Genomic DNA, 26,299 nt, shown 5'->3' with positions numbered 1-26,299 from the left:
AGAATTTGGTTGAATAATAAATTACCCAAGCATGTAGCTATTGTAATGGATGGCAATGGACGTTGGGCTGAAACACGAGGTTTATTACGTTTTGAAGGCCATCGTGCAGGTGTAGAAACCGTTAAGACTATAATCCATTGTTGCCTACAGCATAATATTCCTGTACTAAGCTTATTTGCATTTAGCAGTGAAAATTGGGCCCGTCCAGAAAAGGAAATTGATTTTCTTATGGGTTTGTTTTTAAAAGCATTAGATCAGGAAGTTAAAGAGTTACATCAACATAAAGTATGCTTGCGTTTTAGTGGAATTAGGGAAACGTTATCTACATCTTTGCGAAAACAAATGCAGCGCGCTGAGGACCTTACGGCTAAAAATGAGCGCTTAACTTTAAATGTTGTCATTAATTATGGTGGCCGCTGGGATATTATAAATGCTGTAAAGTCCGTTACTAAAGAGGTACTCACTGGAAATATTGTAATTGACGCTATCGATGAAGATATGTTTGCTAATCATTTAAGTACTGGTAATTTACCTGAACCAGATTTATTTATTCGCACAAGTGGTGAGCAAAGAATTAGTAATTTTTTTCTTTGGCAATTAGCATATACAGAATTATATTTTACTCAAACATACTGGCCTGATTTTACAGCAGAAGAATTTGAAAAAGCGTTATCTAATTTTGGACAACGTGAGCGTCGTTTTGGTAAAACTTCTCAACAACTAAATGAGATAGAGCATGTTTAGACAAAGGTTGTTGACTACCTTAATATTAATCCCTTTAGTACTGATTGGAATTTATTATAGTAGTTATTGGATATTAAGTAGTGTCATACTTTTATTAGTTATAGGCTGTAGTTTAGAATGGTTGCAATTAGTTCCTGCTTCGCGCATTTTCACTAAGTTAAGTTTTATAGTGAGTGTTGTCATTCTCTTTTTTGTCATGCGTTGGTTCTATAATTATTGGCTTTACTTAGGTTTAGTAGTATGGCTTTTAATTTTTATATTCATACAACGCTATCCAAAATTACAAAAGGTGTGGGCACATTCTAGTATAGTCACTTTATTAGGTCTTCTATTATTACCGTTGTTTGGTCAAGGTTTAATGGCTATTTTTGCAATGAATAAGGGACGTTCACTTATTGTCTATCTTTTATTCCTTGTATGGGCAGCAGATATAGGTGCTTATTTAATGGGAAAATATATTGGACGACATAAGCTAATTCCTGCTGTCAGTCCTGGTAAGACAATAGAAGGTTTTATAGGTGGTTTTTTATTAACTTTATTAGTATCTATCATAGGTTATTTCATTTTCTACCCTAAGATAATTGCTAATTGGTTTATTATTGCATTAGGTATCACTTTAATTGCTTTATTTGGTGATCTTTTTATTAGCATGTTAAAGCGGCGCAGACAAATTAAAGATACAGGTCATCTGTTACCTGGCCATGGCGGTATACTTGATAGGTTAGATAGCCTAATAGCTGCTGTGCCATTCTTTTATTTTGGCATGCAAATTTTTGCACCAGGAATATAGCTATGCTTCTTACCGTATTCTATTTTATTATCGCTCTTGTCATACTCATTACCGTCCATGAGTATGGACATTTTCTGGTTGCTCGTATGTGTGGTGTAAAAGTATTACGTTTCTCATTTGGGTTTGGTAAAGTGCTTGCAAGGTGGCGAGGTAAGCATGGAACAGAGTACGTATGGTCTTTATTACCTTTAGGCGGTTACGTCAAAATGCTTGATGAAAGCGAAGAAGAAGTTCCTAAAGAGGAGCGGCATCTTGCTTTTAATAATAAATCAATTCTTGCGCGTACGGCTATTGTTGCAGCAGGTCCAATTTTTAATTTTTTATTTGCTTTTATAGCCTTATGGCTCGTTTTAATTATTGGTATCTATTCTTTAGCCCCTATAATCGATACAGTAAAACCAGGTAGTCCTGCAGCACTTGCAGGTATAACAGCTCAGGAAGAGATCGTTGCTTTCAACGATACACCTATAAAGAGTTGGCGCGATTTTCAATATGCATTAATGCCTTTAATTGCTAGCGATGAATCAGTTAAGTTATCAATAAAAGCACTCAAAACTGGTGAACAACGAACAGTCATTTTACCTCTTTCTAACTGGAAATTTGATAATAAAAACCCAGATCCATTAGCAGGTTTAGGTATTGTGCCGTTTATTCCAAAAATACCGCCAATAGTAGGAGAGGTTATGCCAGGCTCACCAGCCCAAAAGTCTGGTTTACAGAAAGGTGATTTCATTAAAGAACTTAATGGGAAACCCTTAGATGATTGGCTTATCTTAGTAGACTATGTTTTAAAGAACCCAAATAAATCTATTACTTTAAGCGTATTGCGTGGAAAGGGGATTTTACCTGTTAACCTCACTATTGGTAATTTAGAGAAAGATGGTCATTCTAGTGGCTTTATAGGTGTGCGCTCACAAAAAGTTGAATGGCCAAAGCAATTGCTTAGATATGAACATGAGTCACCTTTAAAAGCAATTGGGACATCATTTACTCAAACAGTTACTTTAATTAAAACAACCTTTTCATTGATGGCACGGTTTTTTACCGGTAAGCTTGATTTACAGAATATTAGTGGTCCAGTGGGCATCGCTCAAGGGGCTGGTGAATCAGGAAGAGGTGGTTTTACTTATTATCTATCATTTCTAGCCCTTGTCAGTATTAGTTTAGGCGTGCTTAATTTATTGCCTATTCCAATGCTTGATGGCGGACATCTGTTATATTATTTAATTGAATTTATCCGTGGTCAACCTTTATCTGAACAGGCCAAATCAGTTGGATTTAGTATAGGTTTAGTTTTATTAGTTGGTTTAATGTGTCTCGGATTAAGCAATGATATTTCAAGATTATTACATAAGTGATCTCGACTTTTCTTGACAGAGCTAATGAGTTCCTATAAAAGGAAGGCAAATCTTAAGGACTATTTTTAAAATAAATAAAGTGAAGTAAATTCGAAACCAATCATTTTAATGATGTGCTGGACGTAAAATAATAATGAAGAAAGTCAGTAAAAAAAGAGTATTAAGTGTTTTCTGTTCAACTATGTTGGCATGGTCAATACATGCTCACGCAGATGGTTTTGTAGTGCGTGACATTAAAGTCGTAGGCTTAAAACGTGTAACGGTTGGAACAGTTTTAAATTATTTACCTATACAAGTTGGTGAGGAAGTAGGGCCTGATACGACAGGCGAAATTATTAGAGCCCTATATGATACTGGTTTTTTCCAATCTGTTTCTTTAGAAAGACAGGGTAATACCTTAATTGTAAATGTTATTGAACGTGCCACGATTGGCTCAATAGAGGTGGTTGGTAATAAAGAAATCCCTTCAGATAAGATGAAGGAACTTTTAAAGCAGATGAATTTAGTAAAGGGGCGAGTGTTTCAACGTTCTGCGTTAGAAAGATTAGAGAAAGAGCTTAAACAAGCCTACAATGCTCGTGGTAAGTATAATTCCTTCATCAATACTAAAATTACATCACTAACAGAAAATCGAGTTGCCATTACAGTAACAATTTCGGAAGGACGGGTTTCCCGTATTCGGGAAATTAAATTTATAGGTAATCATGATTTCTCAAGTGGTGAATTACTCTCTCAGATGTCTTTATCAACAAGTAACGTGTTTACCTATTTTTCTAAAAAAGACCAATACGCTAAATCAGCAATGGATGCTTCTTTAGAAGCTTTACGTTCTTTTTATCTAGATCGAGGCTATTTAAAGTTTAATATTATTTCCTCGCAGGTGATGTTATCACCTGATAAAAAAGATGTTTTTATTAATATTCATATTGATGAAGGGCCTCAATATCGGTTTGCAGGTTATGAGGTTATAGGGCGAACTATTTTACCTAAAGAGAAAATAGCCTCTTTAGTGCAGATTAGAAAAGGCGACGTGTTCTCACGTAAAAAGGTTACTGAGAGTATTTCGGCAATTGGCTTGGCCCTAGGTGATCAGGGTTTTGGTTTTCCAGCTATTAATGCCGAACCTAAAATAGATGAAGAAAATAAAACTGTTTTTCTCAATTTTATTGTAGATCCAGGCCGACATGTTTATGTAAGACGTATTAATTTTCATGGTAATACAAAAACAGCGGATTATGTTTTACGTGATATTATCCGCCAAGATGAAGGTGCTTTATTATCGTTACATAATATTAAAGAATCAGAGCGAAGATTACGCCTTCTTGGTTATTTAAAGAATATTAATATTGCAACAAATCCTGTACCTGGTGCAAATAATCAGGTTGACTTAGATGTACAAGTTGAAGAAGCGCCTTCAGCTGAAGCAAGTGCATCTTTTGGTTATGGTACTAATGGGCCTCAATTTAATGCCGCTTTTAATCAGCATAACTTTATGGGCACAGGCCGAGCAGTCGGTTTAAATTTTAATGCAAGTTATTGGGGACAAGAATATTCGTTTAACTACTATAATCCGTTTTATACAAAGACTGGCATAGGTAGAGGTTTTAACTTTTATTACCAGCGAGTTGATCCTGATAAATTAGATGTAAGCTCTTATTCAGCTGATCGTATTGGTGGCGATGTGAGTTACAATGTTGCCTTAAGTGATGTAAGTAATCTGCAATTGGGTTATGGTTTTCAAAATTTAAACGTCAAATCAGTAGGTGTTGTTCCTCAGATTCGAAACTTTATTAATCTATATGGACGTAACTTTAATGAAATTCGCTTAACAGGTGGTTGGAATCGGAATACCTATGATCAATTTCCATACCCAACGCGAGGTTTAAATCAACAACTTACTGGATTAGTTGCACTTCCAGCTGATTCAGACTCTCTCTCTTATTACAAAGCAACATATTCAGCTCATCTATATCAGCCACTTTTACGTGGGTTTATCTTATCAGCATTCGGTAACATAGGTTATGGAAATGGCTTTAATAAAGATGTCTTGCCATTTTTTGAAAACTTTTATGCAGGTGGTATTTCACAACCTGGTATGGTAAGGGGCTTTCAAAGTTACACGTTAGGACCAAAAGATATTTATGGCCGAGGATTAGGTGCTAATTTCTTAGTGAATGGTAGTTTAGGATTAATTTTACCTTACCCACTTAGCAGAGAGACGATTAGAACAACTGCGTTTATAGACGCAGGTAATGTATTTGCGCGTGGAATTCCACCCTTATTGACAGGGACAGATTCCGGCCCGATACGTTACTCCGCTGGGTTATCTCTCGAGTGGCGATCGCCATTTGGGCCTTTAGCTTTCAGTGTCGCTCAGCCAATAAATAAACAGCCAGGCGATGAAACGCAAGTATTTCAATTTACTTTGTCATCAGCATTTTAAAAGACAATAGAGTTCTTGCCTAACGTGTAAATTTTATTTGAGTGCAAGGCGTAAATGTTTCGAGGAGCGGAGTTTACATAGCGTAGGAGCACCGCAGAAACGTTTACAACGCAGTAATAAAGTAAAAGACGTAGAATATGCAAGAACGCTAATAGTAAAGTAACAAATTTGTTTGGCTTCTTATTATAAAGTCTTAAAGAAACCTTATAAACTAGCTATATTTTGTAAGCTATATCTTCGCAAGATAGAGTGAATTATGTTAGCATGGTCGTCTTTCAAACTGGAGAAAAATTATGAAGCGTGTTAGTAGTTTTCTTACTGCGATCCTCATGTGTTTAGGGACTTTAACGGCATTTGCTGATGAGGCAAGAATTGCTATAGTTGATTTACAAAAGATTATGCAAACATCTAATCAAATGAAGTCAATTCAACAAAAATTAGAGAAAGAATTTAAGCCTCGTCGCGATAAATTAGTAGCGATGGAAGATGATTTAAAAAAAGACATGGAAAAATTTAAGCGTGATAGCGCTATAATGAGCCAGAATCAGAAAAAAGAATTAGAAAAGAAAATTGTAGCGACTCAGCAACGGTTTGAGCGCGAAGGACAACAATATCAGCAAGAGTTAAGCACTGCCCATAATGAGGCAATGGAAGATCTCTATGCAAAAATTAGAAAGGCCATTTCTAAAATAGCTGAAACTGCAAAATATGATCTTGTACTGCAAAAAGATGCTGCCCCTTTCAGTACTTCTAAGTTAGATATCACTGAGCAAGTGGTTAAAGAAATTAATTAAATTTATTGGTTAACAAGTGTATATGTAAATTATACGTAGCAGTTATTCGAATTAACTGCTACAACGTTTGCCTTATTTTTTATTAAAGCCCAGTTTTTAATCAGCAAAGATTCGTAAGGTTTATAATTTTTTTGTCATGAATAATTTAAATTGATTAAATCTACTTAATGATACCTGGATAGTTGTATATTATAAACGTAAGTTATTGAAATTTAATATAAATAAATTTAATAGTTATGGTTGGTTCATTATAAGTCTAATGCTATTATTGTGACTAATAATAAAAATAGACTTCTTACGAAACTGTTAGTGGTAAGGTCGAACGAAAAAGCGTTGAACAAGCACAGTGTACTTAAAGTACATGAGCATCTCCATCTACATGGAGACAGGCTTTAAAGCACTTTTTCATTTGAGATTGGCCACCAATGGTAGTTTCGTAGGAGTCTAATGCAGGATGTATACTTTAAGCCTCATGCATCAAAGGTAAACGCCCAAGTTTGTTAACAGTTCAGATAATTTGATTAAGTGAGAGATAGCATATGAATGAACCTATAGACATAATAAGAGTTCTTGAATTATTACCACATCGCTATCCCTTTATTCTGGTTGATAGAGTAATGGAATATAAAGAGTTAGATTATTTAATTGCTATTAAAAATGTAACGATTAATGAACCTTTTTTTATGGGACATTTTCCAGGAAATCCTATTATGCCTGGCGTCATGATGCTTGAGGCATTAGCTCAGGCGAGTGCTATTTTATCAAATTTATCTCGTCAGCCTAAAGAAGGACATGAATTTCTATATTTTTTTGCAGGAATTGACAATGCTAAATTTAAACAAATTGTTACGCCTGGTGATCAACTTCGGCTTGAAGTTAGATTAATTGGTCAAAAACGTGATTTTTGGCGTATGCATGGTGAGGCATTTGTGGGTGATAAGCTTGCCTGTTCCGCAGATTTAATGAGCGCAGCGAAGGAAGTGAAAAGTGATAGATGAACGTGCAATGATCCATCCATCTGCAAAATTAGCAGAAGGAGTATCAGTAGGGCCAGGTAGCTACATTGGTGCTGATGTTGAAATTGGAGAAGGCACCTGGATTGGGCCGCATGTGGTTATACAAGGCCCAACGGTAATAGGTAAAAATAATAAAATTTTCCAATTTTCTTCAATTGGTGATGAGCCTCAAGATGTAACTTATAAAGGTGAGCCAACTCGTCTAGAAATTGGCGATAATAATATCATTCGTGAATATTGCATGATAAGCCGTGGCACCGTAAAAGGTGGTGGGTTAACAAGTATAGGTAATCATAATTTTTTTATGGCTTATTCACATGTAGGTCATGATTGTGTAGTAGGAAACTATACTATTATGGTTAATTATTCTGCCTTATCAGGACATGTCATTCTTAATGACTATGCCATTATTGGCGCTTATGCAGCAATTCATCAATTTTGTCATGTTGGTGCTTATGCTTTTGTTGCCCGTGCAACGTATGTGACTAAAGACGTATTACCCTATGTTATGATTGCCGGCCATACAACGTCAGCTTGTGGTATTAACACGGTAGGACTTAGAAGAAGAGGTTTTTCATCGGCTGCAATAGACTATCTACGGCGAGCATATAAAATAATTTTTCGTAAAGGGCTAACTGTACAACAAGCTGTGGCAGAATTAGAAGTCATGCAGCAAGATTGCCCGGAAGTCATTCCTATGATTGATGCCTTAAATAACTCATCGCGTGGCATCGTTAGATAATATTATGATTAGTATTATTATAGTTGCCTTAGGAGGTGCTCTGGGTGCACTTGCACGTTTTGGAAGTGTGACCTTAGCACAAACCATACTTGGTTTGCGTTTCCCCTTTGGTACATTAATTGTTAATAGTATTGGCTCCTTCTTAGCTGGTTTTATAATGATCGTACTTTTAGAGCGCTTTGCTGTAAGTGATCTTTGGCGACTATTTTTAGTTATAGGATTTTTAGGTGCTTATACGACCTTTTCGAGTTTCTCTTGGGAAACTTGGGCTCTGTTTGAAAGTGGAAGTAGTTTGATTGCCTGGACAAATATTTTACTAAACAATATCTTTTCTTTATCATTAGCCTTTTTAGGTGTACATATTGGCCGGTGGGTTGGAGGAAGCTTATAATGCAAGTGAAAGTTGCACGTATTTATTTAAGTGAGGACTCACCTTTATTAATGTCCATTTATAATTATTTACATCAAAATAAAGTTAACGGCGCTACTATATTTCGGGGTATTAAAGGTTTTGGCCATTCAGGTAAGTTGCGTGAAGCTAAAATAATGGATATGCATTTAAGCTTACCCATGATTATTGAATTCTGTGATGAGCCTAGTATTGTAGATAACATTTTAAGTCATTTTCGTGACCAGTTAGAGCCAGGACGTGTTTTACATTGGCTTGCGGACATGTCTATTGACTAAATAAGAAGAAATTGAGGTAAAGCGATGTTAGATCCGCATTTATTACGTGAGAATCCTGAGCAAGTTGCAAGGCAATTAGGCAAACGAGGATTTATATTTGACGTAGATGCTTATATCAAACTAGAAGAACAACGTAAGTCTCTACAAGTTGCTACTCAATCATTGCAAAATGAACGTAATCAGCGATCCAAAGAAATTGGTTTTGCAAAAAGCCGCGGTGAAGATGTTTCTTCTTTATTAGACGCTGTCAGTAACTTAGGTCAAGAATTAAATCAAAAAAAAGCTGAGCTAGAACAAATACTAGATCAATTAGAAGCTTTGTTATTAACTTTGCCTAATATTCCACATGACTCAGTACCGGTTGGTGATGATGAGTCAGAAAATGTGGAAGTAAGGCGCTGGGGACAGATACCTCAATTTAATTTTCCTGTTAAATCGCATGATGAACTGGGCGAGGCTTTAGGGTTACTTGATTTTGAATTAGCTGTAAAAATAGCTGGCAGTCGCTTTGTAGTCATGAAGCAGGATTTAGCGAGACTTCATCGAGCATTAATTCAATTTATGTTAGATATTCATACCCAAGAACATGGGTATAATGAGATTTATGTACCTTATATTGTTAATGCAGACAGTTTACTCGGTACAGGACAATTGCCTAAATTCGAAAATGATTTATTTAAAATAAAGGGTGATGAGCAATTTTATTTAACTTCTACGTCTGAGATTCCGGTTACTAATACGGTTCGTAATACAATTACGCCTCTTGATAAACTCCCAATTCGCTATGTCTGCCATTCGCCCTGTTTTCGTAGTGAGGCTGGATCATATGGCCGGGATACAAAAGGCATGATTAGGCAGCACCAGTTTGAGAAAGTAGAATTAGTATGGGTAACTACCCGAGACTCTTCTTATGAGGCGCTTGAGAAATTAACACAACATGCAGAAGTTATTTTGCAACGCTTAGAGCTGCCATATCGTGTTGTCACATTATGTACAGGTGACATGAGCGCTGGTGCTGCTAAAACGTATGATTTAGAAGTATGGTTACCCAGTCAGAATACTTATAGAGAAATTTCTTCTTGTTCGAATATGGAATCTTTTCAAGCTCGCCGTATGAAAGCACGTTATCGACTGCCCGATTCTTCTATTGAATTAGTGCATACTTTAAATGGCTCGGGATTAGCTGTTGGCCGTACTTTAGTAGCAATCATGGAAAACTATCAAGATAAGGATGGCAATATTCATATTCCAAAAGCATTACAACCTTATATAGGTGGCAAGTCTGTAATTAATCCAGGTTTAACATAAAACAGGTGTTAATTCTTTTAAACACCAAACAAGCAGAGGTGATTTAAGTGATGATTATAAATTTTAAGTAGAACTAAAGTGGCTTATCTGCACTACAAATTTTATAGCTCCTAGGCAGAGGTTGAACATCATTTTTTTTGCTAGATAGAAGATTACAAATCTATTTCTGTTATTTTTAATCATATTGATTTATAATTGTCCGATTTAAAATTAGCTTGCTAATTATAATGAAGTTTATGTTTCCTGTTTCTAATCTTTCGGTGAAGAGATTAATTTTAGGTATAGTGGGTGCTACACTAATCTTTTTTTTATTTGGTCCCTTAGCGCTAACTGCAACCACTATGGCGGTCGTGTTGCGCAATGGTTTGGCAAATAGAGCCCTTGAAAATTTGATTAGTGAGGCAATTGAAGCAAAAGATAATAAAGCCTTAGTAAAACTAGAAGGCCAGCAAATCTTACTAGGCTATAATCAAAAGTTAGCTCTGCTTATCAATGCCTATAACAACCAAAATGACAGTGCCCTAAATTGGCTTTCTAGGCAGAATTTTAAAATTAATTTTGCTATTTTTGTTTATCTTTTTCAGTTTGATCAAGAAATAGCTTTTTTAAAATTACTTATTGAGCGTTTTTTAGACAGCAAAAATCCACCTGACCAACAGGCTTTAACTAATTTAGTTAATTACCTATTTAATTCTAAAGCTTATCAGCTCATTGATACCCTCTCTACTTACTATCCTAGAGAGCTATTAACTACTATTTTCACTTTTTTTAACTTTAAAAATCCAAACTATAATGACGCATATAACTTTCTTATCACAAAAAAGAACTGGTTAATCACAAATCGGCAAATTGTTAATGACGCACTTATTCATTCTATAAATGAAAAAGAAGCATTGCTTTATTTTCTGATAGATATATTTCCTAATGGCACATTAGATATAGGACATATCTTAGTTCAGGTAATCAGTAAGCCAGTATTTAATCAGCAATTAAGTAAATTTTTAATAGATTATTTTAATAAAGTAGAAAAAAATAATAGTTTCTACCAACAATTATTCCGATTTCTAGAAGTGGCGCTAACTCATAAACACACCGAGATAGCTGAGTATCTATTACAAAATAATCCAACTTTTTTAGATTTAAGAAAAGAATGGGGAACAAAGCTATTGTTTGAGTATGCCCAGAATCCTACTATTACTGAATTATTATTGCGATACGGTGCTGATGTAAACTCAACGATGGGTGATGGCTTAAGTTTATTGGAAAAAAGCATTGGCTCTATATTTACTCCTGTAAGTAAAAAGCAACAAATGCTTAATATCTATTTGCAATATGGGGTAAAATTGGACTGTCGTCTTAAAGATGCGCCACAAAATAGAACCGATATGACGCTACTTAGCTATCTTCCTTTTCTTAATTTGAAGACCACTAATCGCGCCTTTCAGTCAATAAAATTACAAAAATTTATTGCCCTTTTTTTAGAAATTCCAGGAATTAGTTTTTCTAACGGCACAGTATGCAAACACACTGACATGCAAGATCCGCAAGCTTTTTGGAACTTTCTTATCGATTTATATTTTAACTATTCAAATTTTAATAATAGGCGAAATTTGCCAATTTCAGTTGTAAGATGGTTAGATATTTCTCTTCGCAACTTATATACGGAGGAAGGAAATTATGACGCTGAGGAGCTCTATAAGGAGTACAGCCAAGGAAAACCTATCATTCTTCCGATCTATATTAAAGAAGGTTGGGGCGGTTCACATATTGCTACAGTTGGCTTTATAAAAAATGGACCTAATACCCATTTAGTTGTTGAAGCAGATCGTGGCTTAGGCCGACATGATTTTTCAGTTTTTGAAGAGAAACAATTTAATTTTTATCAATTCCGTCAATACACAGATACAAGGTTAAGTCCTATTCTAGTTGACAAATGGCAAAGACGTACAACAAGATCTTTATTATCGATAAATTATGAGGCTCAAAAAGATAATTTTTGTCCATCAATTTCGGCTAAATTTGCAATTATTATTACTGTTTTTTTATGCATTGTTTACCAAAAAATGAGTTTAAAGCCTGATTTTATAACCTCTGAAAAGTTATTGGCGACAAGTTATCAAAAGGCGATAAACTGGTCAAATGCATTTTTTAGGATTGCAATAAATGAAATGTTAAAAGATTATCAGAATTTAGAAGAAAAATTTATAGATAAACAATTTCTTTCTATAGTTAAAGATACTTTGCTGAAATCAAATTTATTTGAAGCTGTGAACGAGAAAGATCAACCGGTTTTAAGTAATGCTTTATTAGCATTATAAGGGCTATTGACTTTTATTCAATGAGTGACAGATTGTATTGACAGATGCGCCAGGAGGACCTAAATGTCATTGGATGAGCCAATAACACTTCCACTCAAATTAATCCGCTCTCAAAGATTCAACATACTCCCTGACCTTATAAGCTTGATTTGGTGTCGTAAGTTCATGCAGTTTTAGTGAAGTATTTATATATCATGCTTCACTTTAGCGACCTATATTTTTGTCTAGGACTATTAAGCAAAACTATATAATCAATGATTACGTCTAAGCGCAAATGCTGCTAAATCTTCTAGAGCCTGTTTAAAGGGTGAGTCTGGGAGCACACGTAAGGCTGTTAGAGCAGCATCAATTTCACTAGCAGCAAATTTCTTGGTAAACTCAATTGCTTTTGTTTCCTGAAGAATACTTATAATTTCCGAAAGGTTATTTGCATTACCTTCTTTTAAACTTTGTCTTATTATGGATTGTTGCTCAGGCGTTCCGTGCTTAAGAGCATGTAGAATGGGCATAGTAGATTTCCCATCGGCTAAGTCTGTGCCAAGATTTTTTCCAGTTTTTTCTGTATCAGCACAGTAATCTAGGGCGTCATCAATGAGTTGAAACGCATTTCCTAGATGTAAGCCATATTGATAAAGGCCATTTTCAATTTCTTGGCCAGCTTCGCCAAGCATAGCACCAATTGCTGCTGATGCTGCAAATAATAACGCTGTTTTAGCCCGGATTACTTCTAAATAATCATCAATAGATAATAAAGGATTATGACGATTAACTAACTGTTTTATTTCACCACAGCTAATCTCATGAGATGTATTCGCAAATAATTGTAAAATAGACCAGTTTTTTACATTGACAAGTAGCTGTACGGATTGAGTAAAGAGATAATCACCTACTAAAATACTAGCTTTACTTCCCCAAATCTCATTGGCTGTTTCTTTACCCCGTCTTAATTTAGATTCGTCAACAACATCATCGTGTAATAGTGTTGCTGTATGGAAGAACTCAACCATCGCTGCCAAGGCAATATGATCATTGCCTTTATAATCACAGGCATGGCTAGCGAGTAAAACCAGAAGTGGACGTAACCGTTTTCCTCCACTTTCTACGATATGATGTGACAAATCGTCAATGAGACCTACTTGAGATTGTATTTTATCAATGATTAGGGTATTAACGGCTTCAAAGTCGTTAGCAACTAGCGCTCGTAAACGGTCTACCGACATTTTTTATCCTCTAGCATTTAATCCAAGCATGCTAAGGTTGATACTAGTGAATGTCAAGTTAACTTATAATAAACACAAAAATTATACATTCGCGTTTCTCTAAGTTCCAAACGTTCTTTTCAATTGCAGAAAATAGCGTTTTAAACCAGGAAATTCTTGCTTTCTTTAGCTAAAATTAAAGTATAGCCTAAGTAATTTCGTTGATTGTAATCTCAAACAGGTAAAAGTTATTAAGTTTAAGGAAAATTACCCATTTTGGGGCTTAAAATCTGGAGTATGCTGATGAACCAGCAAACAGTGTGGATTATAAACAATATTGATACTGAAAAGCTACTTCCTCTAGAAGTTGGTGAAGCGAGCTCTATTGATAAACTTCCTGATGAACCTCCTTTTGCCTTAATTTTAGCAAAATCACCGCAACAAGATTGGATTGACTTAGTAAAGGAAATACGTAGCAAGCCAAAATATCGTTTTACACCTATTTTTTATCATGGCGACGTTGACTCAGAGTTAAGACATATTTTTGATGGTCCCGCTGATAGTGAGCTGCTTAATAAAACTGCGAATCAGATTAATGAGCGCCTTTTAAGTGTTTCTAAATTAACGTTAGAGTCTCTAAATAAAGAATCAATTTTGCTTATTTATTTGTATTCTCGACCAAATACCTATGTGCAAGGTTTTAAAAGTGCGAATTCACCCTATATTTATGAATATCCTTTATTAACTATTCTCTATAATGAAGACTCTGGCCTAGAACATTGGCAATTATTAGAAGATTTAGTATTAAGAGATTTATTATCTCAACAAGGTTTAGTTGACGAAATAAAAATTTGCGCTGTTTGTGGTTCAGGGCTCCTTAATTTAAAAAATAGCTGCCCTAATTGTCATTCCATAGATGTTAAACCACAACGATTTGTTCATTGTTTTGCGTGTGGAAATATTGCTTTGGTGCCGGAATTTTTACGTCAGGAGCGGTTAATATGCACCCGTTGTCATACTAAATTAGAAGAATTGGGTATTGATTATGAAATACCTTTAGAAGATAAAATATGCAATACATGCTCTCATTTTTTTGCTGAACCTGCAGTTGAGTTAGTCTGCTTACTTTGTCAACATACGGCTTCACCTTGTGAATTTATAGCACGACGACTTTACAACTATTGTATAACCCATCGTGGTGAATACCTTGCTCGAGGAATTGAGAAAAGTATTTATACAAATTTTAGTCATTATTTTAAAGTCATTGATTATCCTGTTTTCTTATCTATCCTTAGTTGGCAAGTGAAGCTGGCGGAACGTTATAGCTCAATTTTTTTCAGTATCATGGTTTTACATGTCACGAATGAAGATGAGTTTATTGAGTTACATGGTGAAAAGAATTCGGAACGATTAATGGGTCAATTATTCACAACGCTAAAGCAAGTCTTTCGTGAAAGTGATTTAGCTGCACGCACCAATGGCACAATGTACTTCTTTCTACCTTTAGCTAATCAAGAAAGTTGCCTTGTTATTTTTGAGCGTATTAAACAGGCTATTCAACAGTTGGTTAATACGGAAATAGGTAAAGGCTTATCGATGGGGATTAGTTATATGACTTCAGCTGAAGTTATTAATAACTCGCTACAGGGTGATTTAATCATGGCAGAATTGCAAACCCGAATGCTTGAAAATAATCTTTGTTTGATTGGAGATAAAGCATAATTACCGTGAATTCAACATAAAAGAGACCATAGGTCTTTTATGTTGAATTGATTAGCCTCTTTAAGCAAATAGCTGTATTTGGCGCAGCTTGTACTAAAATCCAACTTGGGACTAATCTATTTTATACATTGAAGCGAAAATGCATTACGTCTCCATCACAGACTATATAGTCTTTACCTTCTAAACGCAGTTTTCCAGCTTCTTTTGCACCTTGCTCCCCGCCGAAGGTGATAAAAGCATCATAAGAAATAACTTCCGCACGAATAAAACCTTTTTCAAAGTCTGTATGAATGACGCCCGCGGCTTGGGGAGCGGTTGCTCCTTTAAGAATAGTCCAAGCCCTTACTTCTTTTACACCTGCTGTAAAATAGGTTTGTAAACCTAGTAATTCATAACCGGCTCGAATAACGCGGTTTAATCCAGGCTCATTTAAGCCTAAATCTTGCATTAATTCTAAACGATCAGTGTCTTCTAGCTCTACTAATTCTGCTTCGGTTGCTGCACAAAGTGAAACAACTTTAGCCTCTTCATTTTTTGCAAATTCAATCACTTTATCAAGTAAAGGATTATTATGATGGCCATCGTCATCAACATTAGCTATATAAAGTACAGGTTTTGCTGTTAAAAGAAAAAAACGTCGAATGATAGTCTCTTCTTCAGAAGTAAGTGCCAATGTTCGAACAGGAAATCCTGCATCTAAATGCTTTTTTACTTTTTCAAGAACTTGTTTTTCAGCTAATGCGTCTTTATTGCCACTCTTACTAAGTTTATTGACTTTCATTAAGGCTTTTTCAATGGTTTCCATATCCGCTAAAGCTAATTCAGTATTGATAACGTCAATGTCACTTAAGGGGTCAACACGTCCTTCAACATGTATAACATCTGATTTAGTAGCACCAAAGCAACGTACCACGTGAGCAATAGCATCTGCTTCCCTGATATTAGCTAAAAATTGATTACCTAGACCTTCACCTTTGGAGGCACCTTTAACAATACCAGCAATATCAACAAATTGCATGGTAGTAGGCACTGTTTGTTGTGGCTTAACAATTTTGCTTAATTCATCTAAGCGTGGATCAGGTACGGTGACAATACCTATATTAGGTTCGATTGTACAGAAAGGGTAATTTTGCGCTTCAATACCAGCTTTAGTTAATGCATTAAATAAGGTTGATTTACCAACATTAGGTAAGCCTACAATACCACATTTAAATCCCATGATTGGCCTCTTTATAAATAATTTAACAACGTGATAACTGATTATTTCAGTAGTTAATGAGTGATTTTTTAACTATTAATCTTATTCATAGCCAAGGCTATTTCACCATGGATGAGTAAAGGTAATGCTGTTATTGTGCGCTCAAGAGCTGCTAGAATTAGCTGTTTATCCGTTGAGTTAGGTTTACCTAGTACATAATTTAATACTAAGTCCTTATGCCCAGGATGGCCTATGCCAATTCGTAAGCGATGGAAATCTGAACTACCAAGCTGATTTGTTATATCTCTAAGACCATTATGACCGCCATGTCCTCCACCTTTTTTTAACTTAATACGTCCGGCAGGAAGATCAAGTTCATCATGCACAACCAGTATTTCATTTGCATCAATACGATAAAACTGGCTAACTGCTCTAGTTGCTAAACCGCTCTGGTTCATAAATGTAGTAGGCATAAGAAGTTTGCAAGTATACCCCGCCTGCTCAATAGTAGCTAACTCAGCATGTAATTTTTTGTCAACTTTAAAAGAAACACTATAATGTCTAGCCAACATTTCAACGAACCAGCCTCCAGCATTATGTCGAGTAGCAGCATAAGCAGGGCCTGGGTTTCTAAGACCAATGATTAATTTTATTGTCATAATATATAAAAAAAGAGGCGAATTAATTACTGTTCGCCTCAACAAAGATTAAATAATAATAAATTATGTTTGCTACTAACCTTGAATTAAGCCTCAGCTTCTGGTGCTTCCGGAGTAGCAGCGGCTGCTGGTGCTTCTTCCTCTTCTGTACCACCTTTTGGAGGATGAATAGCCACAACAGGTAAGTTATGGTCAGCATCACTGGCATTCACAGTGAGTTCAACACCTTTAGGTAGTTTCAAATCAGCAAGATGAACAATGTCATTCAGGCCAACGTTAGTCATATCTACTTCAATAAATTCTGGTAGATTTTTAACTTGGCAGCGAACTTCAACCTGAGTCATATTATGGCTAATACGTCCGCCTGCCTTCGCGCCTTTTGCAATTTCTTCATTAATAAAATGGATAGGAATATTTTTTACAAGAACATCTTTTGCTGATACACGTTGTAAATCCATATGTAAGATAACGGGCTTATAAGGATGGCGTTGTAATGCTTTAAGAATGACGTGCTCAACTTTACCAGCGATCTTTAAATCGAAAACTGACGAATAAATGCTCTCACTCTCAAGTGCTTTGATAACTTTATTATGAGTAAGATTTAAAGCTTGAGGCTCTTTATCACCACCATATAAAATTGCAGGTACTTTATTTTCAAGGCGACGTAGGCGGCGGCTCGCACCTTTCCCTATATCAGCTCTTGCTTCGGCTTCTAAAACGATTGATGACATAACTATCTCCATAGAAAAAACATGTGTACTTAACGCGCGACCAAGTTAAGTACTAAGAATCTATCTTCAAAGTTTATTATGGCGGCCGAAAGAGGTCGATTTTTTGTAGCCATTGCTCACATACTTCTATTGTATGCTCCGCTACGGTCATCGAAAATCAACCTCTTTTGCCTCACCCTAGCAACTCTAAAGAGAGGTTCTAAAATAAATTTGGAGCCAGAGTATACAATAATTTAAAATCAACTTGAAGTCATAGCAGTAATTTCATAAAATATGCAACTTTGTTGAACTTATAAAGCCATTTCGGCGAGTTGGAGATAAGCTATGTATGCGGTAATTAAGACGGGCGGTAAACAATATCGCGTAAAAGAGGGCGATATTATCAAAGTAGAGTCGCTGTCTGGCGATGTTGGGAGTGAAGTCGATTTTGCTGACGTACTCATGCTTGCTGATGGTGATAAAGTGACTGTTGGTAGTCCCCTAATTAAAAAAGCGGCTGTAAAAGGTGAAATATTAGGACATGATAGACACAAAAAAATTAAGATAATTAAATTTCGTCGTCGTAAACACCATATGAAACAGATGGGTCATCGACAAAATTTTACGCAGATTAAAATTACTGCGATTAATAGTTAAGAGGGGAAAATAATGGCTCATAAGAAAGCAGGCGGTAGTACGCGTAATGGGCGCGATTCGAATCCTAAGTATCTTGGTGTTAAGCGCTTTGGTGGCCAATATGTGAATGCGGGCGAAATTTTAGTCCGTCAACGTGGAACACGTTTTCATGCTGGTGAAGGCGTTGGTTGTGGTCGTGATCATACTTTGTTTGCTCTTGTTGCTGGCACAGTTACTTTTCGTGTTAAAGGTGCTAAAAACCGCAAATATGTCATGATTGAAGCAGCTGAAGGTGCCGCTAATTAAATCTAGTTAATTTCTTTGTAGTTATCATGCCGCAGTTTTTGCTTTGCGGCATTCATAATACTTTTAATTCTTCTTTTAATGATTGCTGCTAATTATAAATTTAATAGGTATAGCTAACTAAAATCATTAGAGCTCTTGTATAATCTGCAGGCAAGTTATGCAAAAGTTTTATTATTAAAGGGAGCTAGACTTTACCATTGAGCCTAGAACTATCATAAGTAATATAAAACGCCCTCATATCAGGTTAAATTTAAATAGAGAAAGTAAATGAAATTCGTCGACGAAGCGATCATTAATGTAGAAGCAGGCAATGGTGGACATGGTTGCTTAAGTTTTAGACGTGAAAAATTTGTGCCCTTTGGAGGGCCGGATGGAGGCGATGGGGGTGATGGTGGCAGTATTTATCTAGAAGCAAATTCTGATTTAAATACTCTAATCGATTTTCGCTATCAAAAGCATTATAAGGCTAAAAATGGTCAACCAGGTATGGGTGGCAATTGTACGGGTAAGAAGGGCGACGATTTAGTTATACAAGTACCTGTTGGCACACTCGTTTTTGATTACGATACTGATGAGTTATTAGGGGATATTAAGCAAATAGGAGACCGCTTATTAGTCGCCCAAGGTGGGTTTCATGGGCTTGGTAATACACGCTATAAAAGCAGTGTTAATCGAGCACCACGTCAAACTACACCAGGAACGCCTGGTGAGGTACGCCGCTTACGATTAGAATTGCGGGTATTAGCAGATGTGGGATTACTAGGTTTACCAAATGCAGGTAAATCCACTTTGATTCGAGCAGTTTCAAGTGCCAAACCTAAAGTTGCTGATTATCCTTTTACCACCTTACATCCTGAACTAGGCGTAGTTCGGGTATCTTCTTTTAAAAGTTTTGTAATGGCCGATATTCCTGGTCTTATTGAGGGTGCTTCAGAAGGCGCAGGACTTGGCCATCGTTTCTTAAAGCATTTAACACGTACTTGTATTTTATTACATGTTCTTGATATTTTACCTATAGACGGTAGTGATCCCGTGCTCAATGCCAAAGTTATCTTACAAGAGTTAGCTCAATATGATTCTGAATTACTTAATAAACCTCGATGGCTTGTATTAAATAAAATAGATCTTTTACCTAATGATGAAGAACGAGAGCAAATTAAGCGAACTATTGTTCAGGGATTAAATTGGCAAGATCGCGTATTTATGGTTTCTGCTTCAACGGGTGAAGGTACTAAAGAGCTTAGTTATGCGTTAATGGAGTTGATTGATCAAATGAAGAAGCCGGAAGCTTATTAGTTCGGCTGCATAATGAATTACAAGTGGGCTGCGATGCGGGATTATGTGAGTTTCTTTGCCTTCAAAACGGTTATGCCTATAGAAAATAGCCAGTGAGGTTTCACCATTTTTAGGCCGATTGGACCAATATTCATAGAGCCCACAAATGTGGAAATGTACTACAGCATGACAAGGTTCATGAAATTTAATCAATGGATAAGTTTGCGGTAGTTGAAGTAACGATTGTAAAATACCGCCTGTTGCTTCATCTAAAATGACTAAAGGTTTTTGCCATTTTTGAATAAGCTCAATTAACTCTTCCGATGCTTTCTTATGTGTTTTAGTAATTAGATGGGGGCTGATGATAGGCCATAAAATTTTATTAATTATTTCAACTAATTCTGGTTCTGCCCATACCTTACATTCTACATAAGGTGTGTCTAATCGATAACCTGTTCTACAGTTAATACCTTGTAAAGCATTATCAATCGCTTCTGCAATTTGACTCTCCGCCACCCCAAATAAGCGCCATTTAAGTAATTGTTTATTATTATGTTGCTCCTGTTGTAAAAGCGGTAAAACATCATGATTAAACATAGGTAAACATTCACGTGGTGGGCCGGGTAGCATAATAAAAAGTTTGTTATGATTTCTAATATAGCAGCCTAAAGCAGTACCATTGGGGTTTGGTAGGAGAGTAGCTTGGGCAGGAAATTTAGCTTGCTGCCTATTACCTTCACTTAGAGCAAGGTTGATTTGGTGTATTCTGGTTTGAATATGATTTAATGCATCAGGAAATTCAATAAGTGGGCTTTCTAAGTAACGACTTAATGCATAACGAGTTCTATCATCTGATGTAGGGCCTAAGCCACCTATCATAATGATAACATCGTATTTATTTGCTAAGAAGCTAAGACATTGATAGATATCGTCCTCATCATCACTGCACGATAAATGCATGCCGACTGCTAATCCTTCGGAATTGAGCGTATGCGCTAACTGATGAGAGTTAGTATTTAACGTATCACCTTGAATAATTTCATCGCCTGTTGCTAAGAATGCAATCGTCATGATTATGTTATGAAGTAACTAAGTTTCTTTATCATAGAGGTTTCAGTAATAAAATTGAATAGACCTCTATCCAAACTGACATTAATGGCCAATCTCAGCCGAAAAAGATCTTCAAGGCCTGTCCCCATGTAGATGGGGATGCTCATGTATTTCATGTGCACTGCACTTTTCAGAGCCTTTTCGACTGACCTTATCTTATTACTGCCAGTTTGGAAAGAGGTCTAATGATTAAATTCAATTAGATATTAGAGAAGTAAATATAATTTTTTAAGTCATTGGGCATTAATTTTAACATTAAAAGTAAGAGACGTAGTTCCACAGGGATTTGTTGCATTTACAGTTACAGGAAATTCATCGGCAAAGTTTGCCTTAATAACGACTATACCAGTACGGCGGTTAATAATGACTTGATTTTCAGGGTTGGTAACCAGTGCAGAAATGGTATAGTACATTTTTGTACCCAAAATGGTTTCAGCAGCTGAAATAACTTTCGTTTGACCAACTTGAAGATCAATATCTGAAAGTTCTTGATTTACTTTAGGTTTATCTTCTTCTGTACAATCAGCTGCTAACACTTCAGTTGGTTTTATTAGGTTGTCCGGATGGCCTGCTGAAACGGCTGTTGGAAGGTAGAAAAGATTTTGCATTAAAATAAAAGCTAAAATCCATTTTATATATGTATTCATGCCTATCCCTCTATTTATAAAAATATCAATTAAATAATAGCATCCTCTTTTTATAAATTTTGAATCAAGATTTGAAGTATTTACTTAAGAAATCACCTGAGTAAAGCAAATGATACAAGTATTATATTACTAATTAGTTTTAAATTGTTACAAAATAGAAAATAATTTACAAATCAAGCATTTTTAGAGGCTCTCATTTCAAATAAAAAGCTAATTGATTGAAACTCCTTGCGGTACTAAGCAATAGGTGTTAATCTTCCGCTTGCTTAAACTAGGTTGTAAAATAAAGGATCAAAAAAGAATATTATATTACATATTGTATAGATGAAAAACATATTTATTAAACGATTATTAAAATAATCAGGTTAAGGTAAGACGGTATTTTGCGAAGGAAAATTACTAACTAGATAGGTTAGTGATTTAAGATTATTGTTACTAGCAAATGGATTAATTTTTATTATGAATCAAAAAGTTAAATTTTAAGTTCCTTTATTAAAGCTAGTTTTTTCTGAAATTGTTTATCTGTGTTGTACATCATAATTGGCTATTTAATTACCATGGCCACATATATTTTTTAAATTTCTTTGCTCAATTGAGCGTATAAAATTGGAAAGTTAATAAATTGTAAAGATTTATAAGAATTGTATTAAATCACATTAATACTGACTTAATTTTTTTTTTATATACTGGACCCGCTTTAAAACTAAGGCTCTATACCTAGTCAAAATTATAATAAGAGGTAGACTTTTATGACTAAGAATAAGACAGAAAGGACAATAGAGCAGGATGCTAATAAATCAATAATAAACGCGCAACAGGTGTTGCCTACTAAAAACCAGGATTTAAGCCTAATAGGAAGAGCTAAATCTTTCTTAACACAAGATCCATATGGAAAGGCTCTTACTACGGCTGGTTTTACCAGTTGGGGTATGGCAACATTAATGTATTTCCCCGAGCTCTTTCAGGCACAAAAGCAGATAGGCATTAAATCTAGTCCATTTACCCTGAATTACAAAGCTTTACAATGGGTTTTGCTAGGGTATGGAGCAGCTCTTAAAGGTAGTTCATTGAAGAATGCTGCTATAACCCAGAGAGATCCTATTAAAAGACAAGTAGATTCTTTCTTTGATGAAACGAGCAAAGAGAAGAATGGAAACGCAAATAAGGTTAATCAATATTTATCAACTGGTGTCTCTGCTCTAGGAGTAACAGGGATTGATATGGTCTTTACCCACTATATGGCTAATGTACGTATTTTCTATTCAGCAAATCAAGAAATAAGTCAGAGGTTACCAGCAGCAATGTCATGGAGGGAAAAATTTAGATTTGCGCAAAGTGGTGTAGCACTTCGTGGTTCTAGGAATTATTTCGGAGCCCTTGGTTGTATAGGAACTAGCGAGATAGTAGGTCCTATTATAAATCCCTACATTTCAAGTAAAGAGCATCCTTTTGTGCATCATGCAACAACATCCGTTATATCAGGTATAGCAATTTCGCCTTTTTCTAATATGGCAGATGCATTATGGCGCCGACAGATGCTTGACTATAATTTCAGTACATTTACGGCACCTAGAGTGAGGGATGTTGTAAAAAACACGTTGCAAAAAGAAGGATTAGCAGCACTTTTACGTGGCACTGGCTGGGGCGCTTTTAATTATATGATTGCTTTTGCTGGCGTAAATATGTTTGCAGAAATATTAAATAGGTATGTTTTTGAACCAGAACAACCTAAGCAGCCACAAGTAAGTCAATCACGGAATCGAAATGCCTTCTTCCCTGCTAGTAATGCTTCTAGTAGCTCTGCGACTCCTAAGATTGAAGAAGTGAAGGAAGTAGAACAACCTCAAGCTACTGGGCCAAGATGATGTTTGAATTATAAACTTAGAAGGTATACTAATTTAAGTATCTTTCTAAGTTTATAAATTTAAGTAAGTGGTTAAAACAACTACCTATGAAATTACATTTTTAGTTTTGAGTATATTGACTGATCCTGATTATGTTTTTCTTCAGCTGCAATCTTATCTTTATTAGATAAAGAAATTGTTAATTTGGTAAGTAAAAAGGCTTGCGTAGTTAAATTGGCTGTTTCGAGAAGAAAGGGTATTGATTTTTTTGCTAGAGGCGCTGTTTTTGAAAAAAAACCTTGCGCAAATTTTCCTGTAAAGAACGCTGCATTAACCATACATCACCTTTTGTATGTAAATTGAAGAAATTACAGTCTACTCCATTAATTAATGAATTAGTAGAAGTTAGTGTGATATAAAATATTTCACATTTATTAATATTTATCTAAAAAGGATTTTTTTTAAATGTTCTTTTAAAAAATTTTTATTACTCTTTCATAAGTAGTAATGATATCTTCATTTTTTTCTTATAATGTTAGCTAAAGAACCTCAAATTTAAAAAATTTTCTCATGCAAATTACAGAGCCAATTGATGCAGTAATTACCTGGGTTGATGGAAATGATGAGAATCATCGAAAAAAATTAGCTGAAGCGTTAGTAACGCTAGGTATGCATCCACCGGAAGGCGCTGCCCCTACACGCTTTAATGAGTGCGGTGAACTTAATTATTGCTTACAGTCAATATTTCGTTTTGCGCCTTGGATAAGAAACATTTTTATTGTTACTGATGCACAGACTCCACCAATTATTAAGACATTAGAAAAAGATTGGCTAGCTAAAATTAAACTAATTGATCATCTGGAAATTTTTGCTGGCTTTGAAAAATATTTACCTACTTTTAATAGTGTAGCGATTGAAACGGTTTTATGGCGTATTAAAGGGCTGGCTAATCATTTTATCTATTTAAATGATGACTGTTCAATTATCCGGCCTGTTAAACCAGAAGATTTTTTTAAAGGCAATAATATTGTATTACGCGGTGAATGGAAAACCCAAACTAGTAAAAAATGGCGGAATTACTTTTATAAACTTCAAACTAGACTATTAGGTAAACCACCTAAATTACTTACTTGCAGTGAACATCGAACATTACAGGAGAACAGCGCCAAATTAGCTGGATTTAATAAACATTTTTTGCATCTACCTCACACTCCTTTTCCTTTAAAGCGCGAGACTTTTGCAACACTCTTTGAGAACAATCCAAAATTATTAATAGACAATATTAGCTATCCTTTTCGAAATCCTAAGCAATATTGGCCTATCTCCTTAGCTCATCATTTAGAGCTCCAAGATAATTTCGCTATTTTAGATAACTCTCTAAAAGTAATTGCTGTCAATGGCGCTTGTTATTCCTTGCAAAAAATTCAAGCAAAACTTAGACGAGCTGAGTTAAAAAGAAACATTGTCTTTATCTGTATGCAAAGTCTAGATTTAGCACCTACAAATACCCAACAGTGGATGCTTGATTGGCTACGTCGGAAAATAATAAAAAGCACTTAGGTGTTTTTAATAAAGGTAAAATAATGAACCCTACTCACATTCAAACTCAACCTTTTATCAAGATAGTGCTATACCATTAATCTACTACTTATAAAGTATAATTAACAAAGAATAAATTAATTTAATTCACATCTTATTTGTAGAAAATCTGTTAATTCAAGGAGAGTTTTCGTTTTATCATAAAAGGGTATCAATTCATCTTTTGCCTTTTGAAAGTAGGTGCTAATTAGATCAAATAACTCATGCTGATTATAAAGTTGTGCAAAAGTAATTTTTTGATTAGCTAAATCTGAAGCCCGATTTTTTCCTAATTTATCAATTGGTGCATAATGATCTAAATAATCATCTTGCATTTGAAAAGCTAATCCTATATAGGCTGCATATTGAACTAATGTTACTTTTAACTTCTGATTTGGATTTCCAGCAGCTATAGCCATCTTAACACAAGCGGAAATGAGTTTTTCGGTTTTTAATTCATGAATAGTATAAAGCTGTGCTTCATCAATATCAGTGTTGCTTAACTCTGATAAATCAAGGCTTTGCCCGCTAACCATCCCGGTAGGCCCACTGGCATGCACTAACTCATGAGCAATAGCAATCACTTGAGAAGGCGGTAAGAATTGAGGTAATTCAGTTAGTAAAATATCGATTGCTAAAGCTTGCATACCATCACCCACTAAAATAGCGGTTGCCTCATCAAATGCCCGATGGCAGCTTGGTTTGCCACGGCGAAAATCATCGTTATCCATTGCAGGCAAATCATCATGTATTAATGAATAGGCATGTGTTAACTCTACTGCCACAGCAATCCTATCTAGACAAGGCAAGGCTACATCCAATGCTGCACCCGATAAATAAACTAATAGTGGCCTAATACGCTTTCCACCAGGAAATAAAGTGTAATAGATAGCTTCCTTTATACGTGTAGCAGGTATTTCAATTCGATCAATAGACTCTTTAAGAAAAGTTTCATGACGGTTAAGATAATAATTTAATTGTTCATTAATCATTACAGAGTCCAGTAGGATCTATAGAATTTAAACGTAATATTTCGATCTTTTGTTCAGCTTGAGTTAAATCAGTCTGGCATTTACGGGCAAGGCTAATCCCTTTTTCATAAAATTTTAGTGATTCTTCTAATGTTAAATCGCCTTGCTCAAGCTTCTTCACTATTTCATCAAGCTCTAAGAGCGATTTTTCAAACTGGATAGCTTTGGCCATAACCGTCCTGTC

Annotated in this window: 26 protein-coding genes; 17 read left to right on the top strand and 9 right to left on the bottom strand. The window is 35.4% G+C overall.

Going from position 1 to position 26,299, the window contains the following annotated elements:
• The first annotated feature begins 9 nt into the window (after positions 1 to 9).
• The 11 genes from uppS (at position 10) to E1P04_RS01190 (ending at position 12,200) form a co-directional block, all read left to right on the top strand.
• Positions 10 to 744, top strand: a complete 735-nt coding sequence (uppS, locus tag E1P04_RS01240; protein ID WP_131781112.1) for an undecaprenyl pyrophosphate synthase — start codon at positions 10 to 12, stop codon at positions 742 to 744.
• Entirely contained in the window at positions 737 to 1,534 is a 798-nt protein-coding gene (locus E1P04_RS01235) for a phosphatidate cytidylyltransferase (protein WP_131781111.1), read from the top strand. The genes uppS and E1P04_RS01235 overlap by 8 nt, the downstream gene beginning before the upstream one ends.
• Before the next feature lie 2 nt (positions 1,535 to 1,536).
• Positions 1,537 to 2,892, top strand: a complete 1,356-nt coding sequence (rseP, locus tag E1P04_RS01230) for an RIP metalloprotease RseP (protein WP_131781110.1) — start codon at positions 1,537 to 1,539, stop codon at positions 2,890 to 2,892.
• Positions 2,893 to 3,025: 133 nt separating this feature from the next.
• The gene (bamA, locus tag E1P04_RS01225) at positions 3,026 to 5,335 is read left to right on the top strand and encodes an outer membrane protein assembly factor BamA (RefSeq protein WP_131781109.1); all 2,310 of its coding nucleotides are present in this window, start codon (positions 3,026 to 3,028) and stop codon (positions 5,333 to 5,335) included.
• Between the two features lie 293 nt (positions 5,336 to 5,628).
• On the top strand, positions 5,629 to 6,129 hold the full coding sequence (locus E1P04_RS01220; protein WP_131781108.1) for an OmpH/Skp family outer membrane protein: 501 nt from the start codon (positions 5,629 to 5,631) through the stop codon (positions 6,127 to 6,129).
• A 539-nt stretch (positions 6,130 to 6,668) separates the two neighbouring features.
• Positions 6,669 to 7,127: a 3-hydroxyacyl-ACP dehydratase FabZ gene (fabZ, locus tag E1P04_RS01215; RefSeq protein ID WP_115330256.1), complete on the top strand. Its 459-nt coding sequence runs from the start codon at positions 6,669 to 6,671 to the stop codon at positions 7,125 to 7,127.
• Positions 7,117 to 7,887: an acyl-ACP--UDP-N-acetylglucosamine O-acyltransferase gene (gene lpxA, locus E1P04_RS01210; protein WP_131781107.1), complete on the top strand. Its 771-nt coding sequence runs from the start codon at positions 7,117 to 7,119 to the stop codon at positions 7,885 to 7,887. Before fabZ ends, lpxA begins: the two co-directional genes overlap by 11 nt.
• A gap of 4 nt (positions 7,888 to 7,891) precedes the next feature.
• Positions 7,892 to 8,278 (top strand): fluoride efflux transporter CrcB, encoded by a 387-nt coding sequence (gene crcB, locus E1P04_RS01205; protein WP_131781106.1) that lies wholly within the window; start codon positions 7,892 to 7,894, stop codon positions 8,276 to 8,278.
• Positions 8,278 to 8,574 carry a DUF190 domain-containing protein gene (locus E1P04_RS01200; RefSeq protein ID WP_131781105.1) on the top strand — a complete coding sequence of 99 codons (297 nt, stop codon included), beginning with the start codon at positions 8,278 to 8,280 and terminating at the stop codon, positions 8,572 to 8,574. The genes crcB and E1P04_RS01200 overlap by 1 nt, the downstream gene beginning before the upstream one ends.
• Before the next feature lie 24 nt (positions 8,575 to 8,598).
• On the top strand, positions 8,599 to 9,882 hold the full coding sequence (gene serS / locus E1P04_RS01195; protein WP_131781104.1) for a serine--tRNA ligase: 1,284 nt from the start codon (positions 8,599 to 8,601) through the stop codon (positions 9,880 to 9,882).
• Positions 9,883 to 10,118: 236 nt separating this feature from the next.
• On the top strand, positions 10,119 to 12,200 hold the full coding sequence (locus tag E1P04_RS01190; RefSeq protein WP_165482644.1) for an ankyrin repeat domain-containing protein: 2,082 nt from the start codon (positions 10,119 to 10,121) through the stop codon (positions 12,198 to 12,200).
• A gap of 251 nt (positions 12,201 to 12,451) precedes the next feature.
• Here the strand turns inward: E1P04_RS01190 and E1P04_RS01185 are convergent, their stop codons facing one another.
• Positions 12,452 to 13,420 carry a polyprenyl synthetase family protein gene (locus E1P04_RS01185; RefSeq protein ID WP_131781102.1) on the bottom strand — a complete coding sequence of 323 codons (969 nt, stop codon included), beginning with the start codon at positions 13,418 to 13,420 and terminating at the stop codon, positions 12,452 to 12,454.
• A gap of 282 nt (positions 13,421 to 13,702) precedes the next feature.
• Here E1P04_RS01185 and E1P04_RS01180 point away from each other — a divergent pair, with 282 nt between their 5' ends.
• Positions 13,703 to 15,121 carry a TackOD1 domain-containing metal-binding protein gene (locus E1P04_RS01180; RefSeq protein ID WP_165482643.1) on the top strand — a complete coding sequence of 473 codons (1,419 nt, stop codon included), beginning with the start codon at positions 13,703 to 13,705 and terminating at the stop codon, positions 15,119 to 15,121.
• Positions 15,122 to 15,242: 121 nt separating this feature from the next.
• On the opposite strand, the gene ychF is transcribed toward E1P04_RS01180, so the two are convergent.
• The 3 genes from ychF to E1P04_RS01165 all read right to left on the bottom strand — a co-directional run bounded on the left by ychF (position 15,243) and on the right by E1P04_RS01165 (position 17,709).
• The gene (gene ychF / locus E1P04_RS01175; RefSeq protein WP_131781100.1) at positions 15,243 to 16,340 is read right to left on the bottom strand and encodes a redox-regulated ATPase YchF; all 1,098 of its coding nucleotides are present in this window, start codon (positions 16,338 to 16,340) and stop codon (positions 15,243 to 15,245) included.
• A gap of 68 nt (positions 16,341 to 16,408) precedes the next feature.
• Positions 16,409 to 16,978: an aminoacyl-tRNA hydrolase gene (gene pth / locus E1P04_RS01170; RefSeq protein ID WP_131781099.1), complete on the bottom strand. Its 570-nt coding sequence runs from the start codon at positions 16,976 to 16,978 to the stop codon at positions 16,409 to 16,411.
• Positions 16,979 to 17,064: 86 nt separating this feature from the next.
• The gene (locus E1P04_RS01165) at positions 17,065 to 17,709 is read right to left on the bottom strand and encodes a 50S ribosomal protein L25/general stress protein Ctc (protein WP_131781098.1); all 645 of its coding nucleotides are present in this window, start codon (positions 17,707 to 17,709) and stop codon (positions 17,065 to 17,067) included.
• A gap of 324 nt (positions 17,710 to 18,033) precedes the next feature.
• On the opposite strand from E1P04_RS01165, the gene rplU reads away from it, so the two are divergent.
• From rplU to cgtA, 3 genes are all read left to right on the top strand, one after another.
• The gene (gene rplU, locus E1P04_RS01160) at positions 18,034 to 18,345 is read left to right on the top strand and encodes a 50S ribosomal protein L21 (RefSeq protein WP_131781097.1); all 312 of its coding nucleotides are present in this window, start codon (positions 18,034 to 18,036) and stop codon (positions 18,343 to 18,345) included.
• 12 nt (positions 18,346 to 18,357) lie between these two features.
• Positions 18,358 to 18,630, top strand: a complete 273-nt coding sequence (rpmA, locus tag E1P04_RS01155) for a 50S ribosomal protein L27 (RefSeq protein ID WP_131781096.1) — start codon at positions 18,358 to 18,360, stop codon at positions 18,628 to 18,630.
• Between the two features lie 267 nt (positions 18,631 to 18,897).
• Positions 18,898 to 19,926: an Obg family GTPase CgtA gene (gene cgtA, locus E1P04_RS01150; protein WP_131781095.1), complete on the top strand. Its 1,029-nt coding sequence runs from the start codon at positions 18,898 to 18,900 to the stop codon at positions 19,924 to 19,926.
• Here cgtA and E1P04_RS01145 read toward each other — a convergent pair.
• Positions 19,882 to 20,976: a competence/damage-inducible protein A gene (locus E1P04_RS01145; protein ID WP_131781094.1), complete on the bottom strand. Its 1,095-nt coding sequence runs from the start codon at positions 20,974 to 20,976 to the stop codon at positions 19,882 to 19,884. The genes cgtA and E1P04_RS01145 overlap by 45 nt on opposite strands.
• 272 nt (positions 20,977 to 21,248) lie before the next feature.
• Positions 21,249 to 21,662 (bottom strand): hypothetical protein, encoded by a 414-nt coding sequence (locus E1P04_RS01140; RefSeq protein ID WP_131781093.1) that lies wholly within the window; start codon positions 21,660 to 21,662, stop codon positions 21,249 to 21,251.
• 749 nt (positions 21,663 to 22,411) lie between these two features.
• Here E1P04_RS01140 and E1P04_RS01135 point away from each other — a divergent pair.
• On the top strand, positions 22,412 to 23,527 hold the full coding sequence (locus E1P04_RS01135; protein ID WP_131781092.1) for a hypothetical protein: 1,116 nt from the start codon (positions 22,412 to 22,414) through the stop codon (positions 23,525 to 23,527).
• A gap of 92 nt (positions 23,528 to 23,619) precedes the next feature.
• Here the strand turns inward: E1P04_RS01135 and E1P04_RS01130 are convergent, their stop codons facing one another.
• Entirely contained in the window at positions 23,620 to 23,844 is a 225-nt protein-coding gene (locus tag E1P04_RS01130; RefSeq protein ID WP_131781091.1) for a hypothetical protein, read from the bottom strand.
• A gap of 232 nt (positions 23,845 to 24,076) precedes the next feature.
• On the opposite strand from E1P04_RS01130, the gene E1P04_RS01125 reads away from it, so the two are divergent.
• Positions 24,077 to 25,066: a stealth family protein gene (locus E1P04_RS01125; RefSeq protein ID WP_131781090.1), complete on the top strand. Its 990-nt coding sequence runs from the start codon at positions 24,077 to 24,079 to the stop codon at positions 25,064 to 25,066.
• Between the two features lie 116 nt (positions 25,067 to 25,182).
• On the opposite strand, the gene E1P04_RS01120 is transcribed toward E1P04_RS01125, so the two are convergent.
• Together E1P04_RS01120 and E1P04_RS01115 are read right to left on the bottom strand one after the other, a co-directional pair.
• Positions 25,183 to 26,076, bottom strand: a complete 894-nt coding sequence (locus E1P04_RS01120; protein ID WP_131781089.1) for a polyprenyl synthetase family protein — start codon at positions 26,074 to 26,076, stop codon at positions 25,183 to 25,185.
• The gene (locus tag E1P04_RS01115; RefSeq protein WP_131781088.1) at positions 26,069 to 26,287 is read right to left on the bottom strand and encodes an exodeoxyribonuclease VII small subunit; all 219 of its coding nucleotides are present in this window, start codon (positions 26,285 to 26,287) and stop codon (positions 26,069 to 26,071) included. The genes E1P04_RS01120 and E1P04_RS01115 overlap by 8 nt, the downstream gene beginning before the upstream one ends.
• Positions 26,288 to 26,299: the final 12 nt, after the last annotated feature.

This window comes from Legionella gresilensis (assembly GCF_900639865.1).
Lineage (GTDB): Bacteria > Pseudomonadota > Gammaproteobacteria > Legionellales > Legionellaceae > Legionella_C > Legionella_C gresilensis.
Note: the sequence above shows the minus strand (reverse complement) of the source record. Positions and strands in the feature narration are given on the sequence as shown.

Excerpts from the sequence above, each read along its gene's own strand:
- E1P04_RS01235 (WP_131781111.1), top strand. The coding sequence starts at position 737 with ATGTTTAGACAAAGGTTGTTGACTACCTTAATATTAATCCCTTTAGTA.
- rseP (WP_131781110.1), top strand. The coding sequence starts at position 1,537 with ATGCTTCTTACCGTATTCTATTTTATTATCGCTCTTGTCATACTCATT.
- bamA (WP_131781109.1), top strand. The coding sequence starts at position 3,026 with ATGAAGAAAGTCAGTAAAAAAAGAGTATTAAGTGTTTTCTGTTCAACT.
- E1P04_RS01220 (WP_131781108.1), top strand. The coding sequence starts at position 5,629 with ATGAAGCGTGTTAGTAGTTTTCTTACTGCGATCCTCATGTGTTTAGGG.
- fabZ (WP_115330256.1), top strand. The coding sequence starts at position 6,669 with ATGAATGAACCTATAGACATAATAAGAGTTCTTGAATTATTACCACAT.
- crcB (WP_131781106.1), top strand. The coding sequence starts at position 7,892 with ATGATTAGTATTATTATAGTTGCCTTAGGAGGTGCTCTGGGTGCACTT.
- E1P04_RS01200 (WP_131781105.1), top strand. The coding sequence starts at position 8,278 with ATGCAAGTGAAAGTTGCACGTATTTATTTAAGTGAGGACTCACCTTTA.
- serS (WP_131781104.1), top strand. The coding sequence starts at position 8,599 with ATGTTAGATCCGCATTTATTACGTGAGAATCCTGAGCAAGTTGCAAGG.
- E1P04_RS01190 (WP_165482644.1), top strand. The coding sequence starts at position 10,119 with ATGTTTCCTGTTTCTAATCTTTCGGTGAAGAGATTAATTTTAGGTATA.
- E1P04_RS01185 (WP_131781102.1), bottom strand. The coding sequence starts at position 13,420 with ATGTCGGTAGACCGTTTACGAGCGCTAGTTGCTAACGACTTTGAAGCC.
- E1P04_RS01180 (WP_165482643.1), top strand. The coding sequence starts at position 13,703 with ATGAACCAGCAAACAGTGTGGATTATAAACAATATTGATACTGAAAAG.
- ychF (WP_131781100.1), bottom strand. The coding sequence starts at position 16,340 with ATGGGATTTAAATGTGGTATTGTAGGCTTACCTAATGTTGGTAAATCA.
- pth (WP_131781099.1), bottom strand. The coding sequence starts at position 16,978 with ATGACAATAAAATTAATCATTGGTCTTAGAAACCCAGGCCCTGCTTAT.
- E1P04_RS01165 (WP_131781098.1), bottom strand. The coding sequence starts at position 17,709 with ATGTCATCAATCGTTTTAGAAGCCGAAGCAAGAGCTGATATAGGGAAA.
- rplU (WP_131781097.1), top strand. The coding sequence starts at position 18,034 with ATGTATGCGGTAATTAAGACGGGCGGTAAACAATATCGCGTAAAAGAG.
- rpmA (WP_131781096.1), top strand. The coding sequence starts at position 18,358 with ATGGCTCATAAGAAAGCAGGCGGTAGTACGCGTAATGGGCGCGATTCG.
- cgtA (WP_131781095.1), top strand. The coding sequence starts at position 18,898 with ATGAAATTCGTCGACGAAGCGATCATTAATGTAGAAGCAGGCAATGGT.
- E1P04_RS01145 (WP_131781094.1), bottom strand. The coding sequence starts at position 20,976 with ATGACGATTGCATTCTTAGCAACAGGCGATGAAATTATTCAAGGTGAT.
- E1P04_RS01140 (WP_131781093.1), bottom strand. The coding sequence starts at position 21,662 with ATGAATACATATATAAAATGGATTTTAGCTTTTATTTTAATGCAAAAT.
- E1P04_RS01135 (WP_131781092.1), top strand. The coding sequence starts at position 22,412 with ATGACTAAGAATAAGACAGAAAGGACAATAGAGCAGGATGCTAATAAA.
- E1P04_RS01130 (WP_131781091.1), bottom strand. The coding sequence starts at position 23,844 with ATGGTTAATGCAGCGTTCTTTACAGGAAAATTTGCGCAAGGTTTTTTT.
- E1P04_RS01125 (WP_131781090.1), top strand. The coding sequence starts at position 24,077 with ATGCAAATTACAGAGCCAATTGATGCAGTAATTACCTGGGTTGATGGA.
- E1P04_RS01120 (WP_131781089.1), bottom strand. The coding sequence starts at position 26,076 with ATGATTAATGAACAATTAAATTATTATCTTAACCGTCATGAAACTTTT.
- E1P04_RS01115 (WP_131781088.1), bottom strand. The coding sequence starts at position 26,287 with ATGGCCAAAGCTATCCAGTTTGAAAAATCGCTCTTAGAGCTTGATGAA.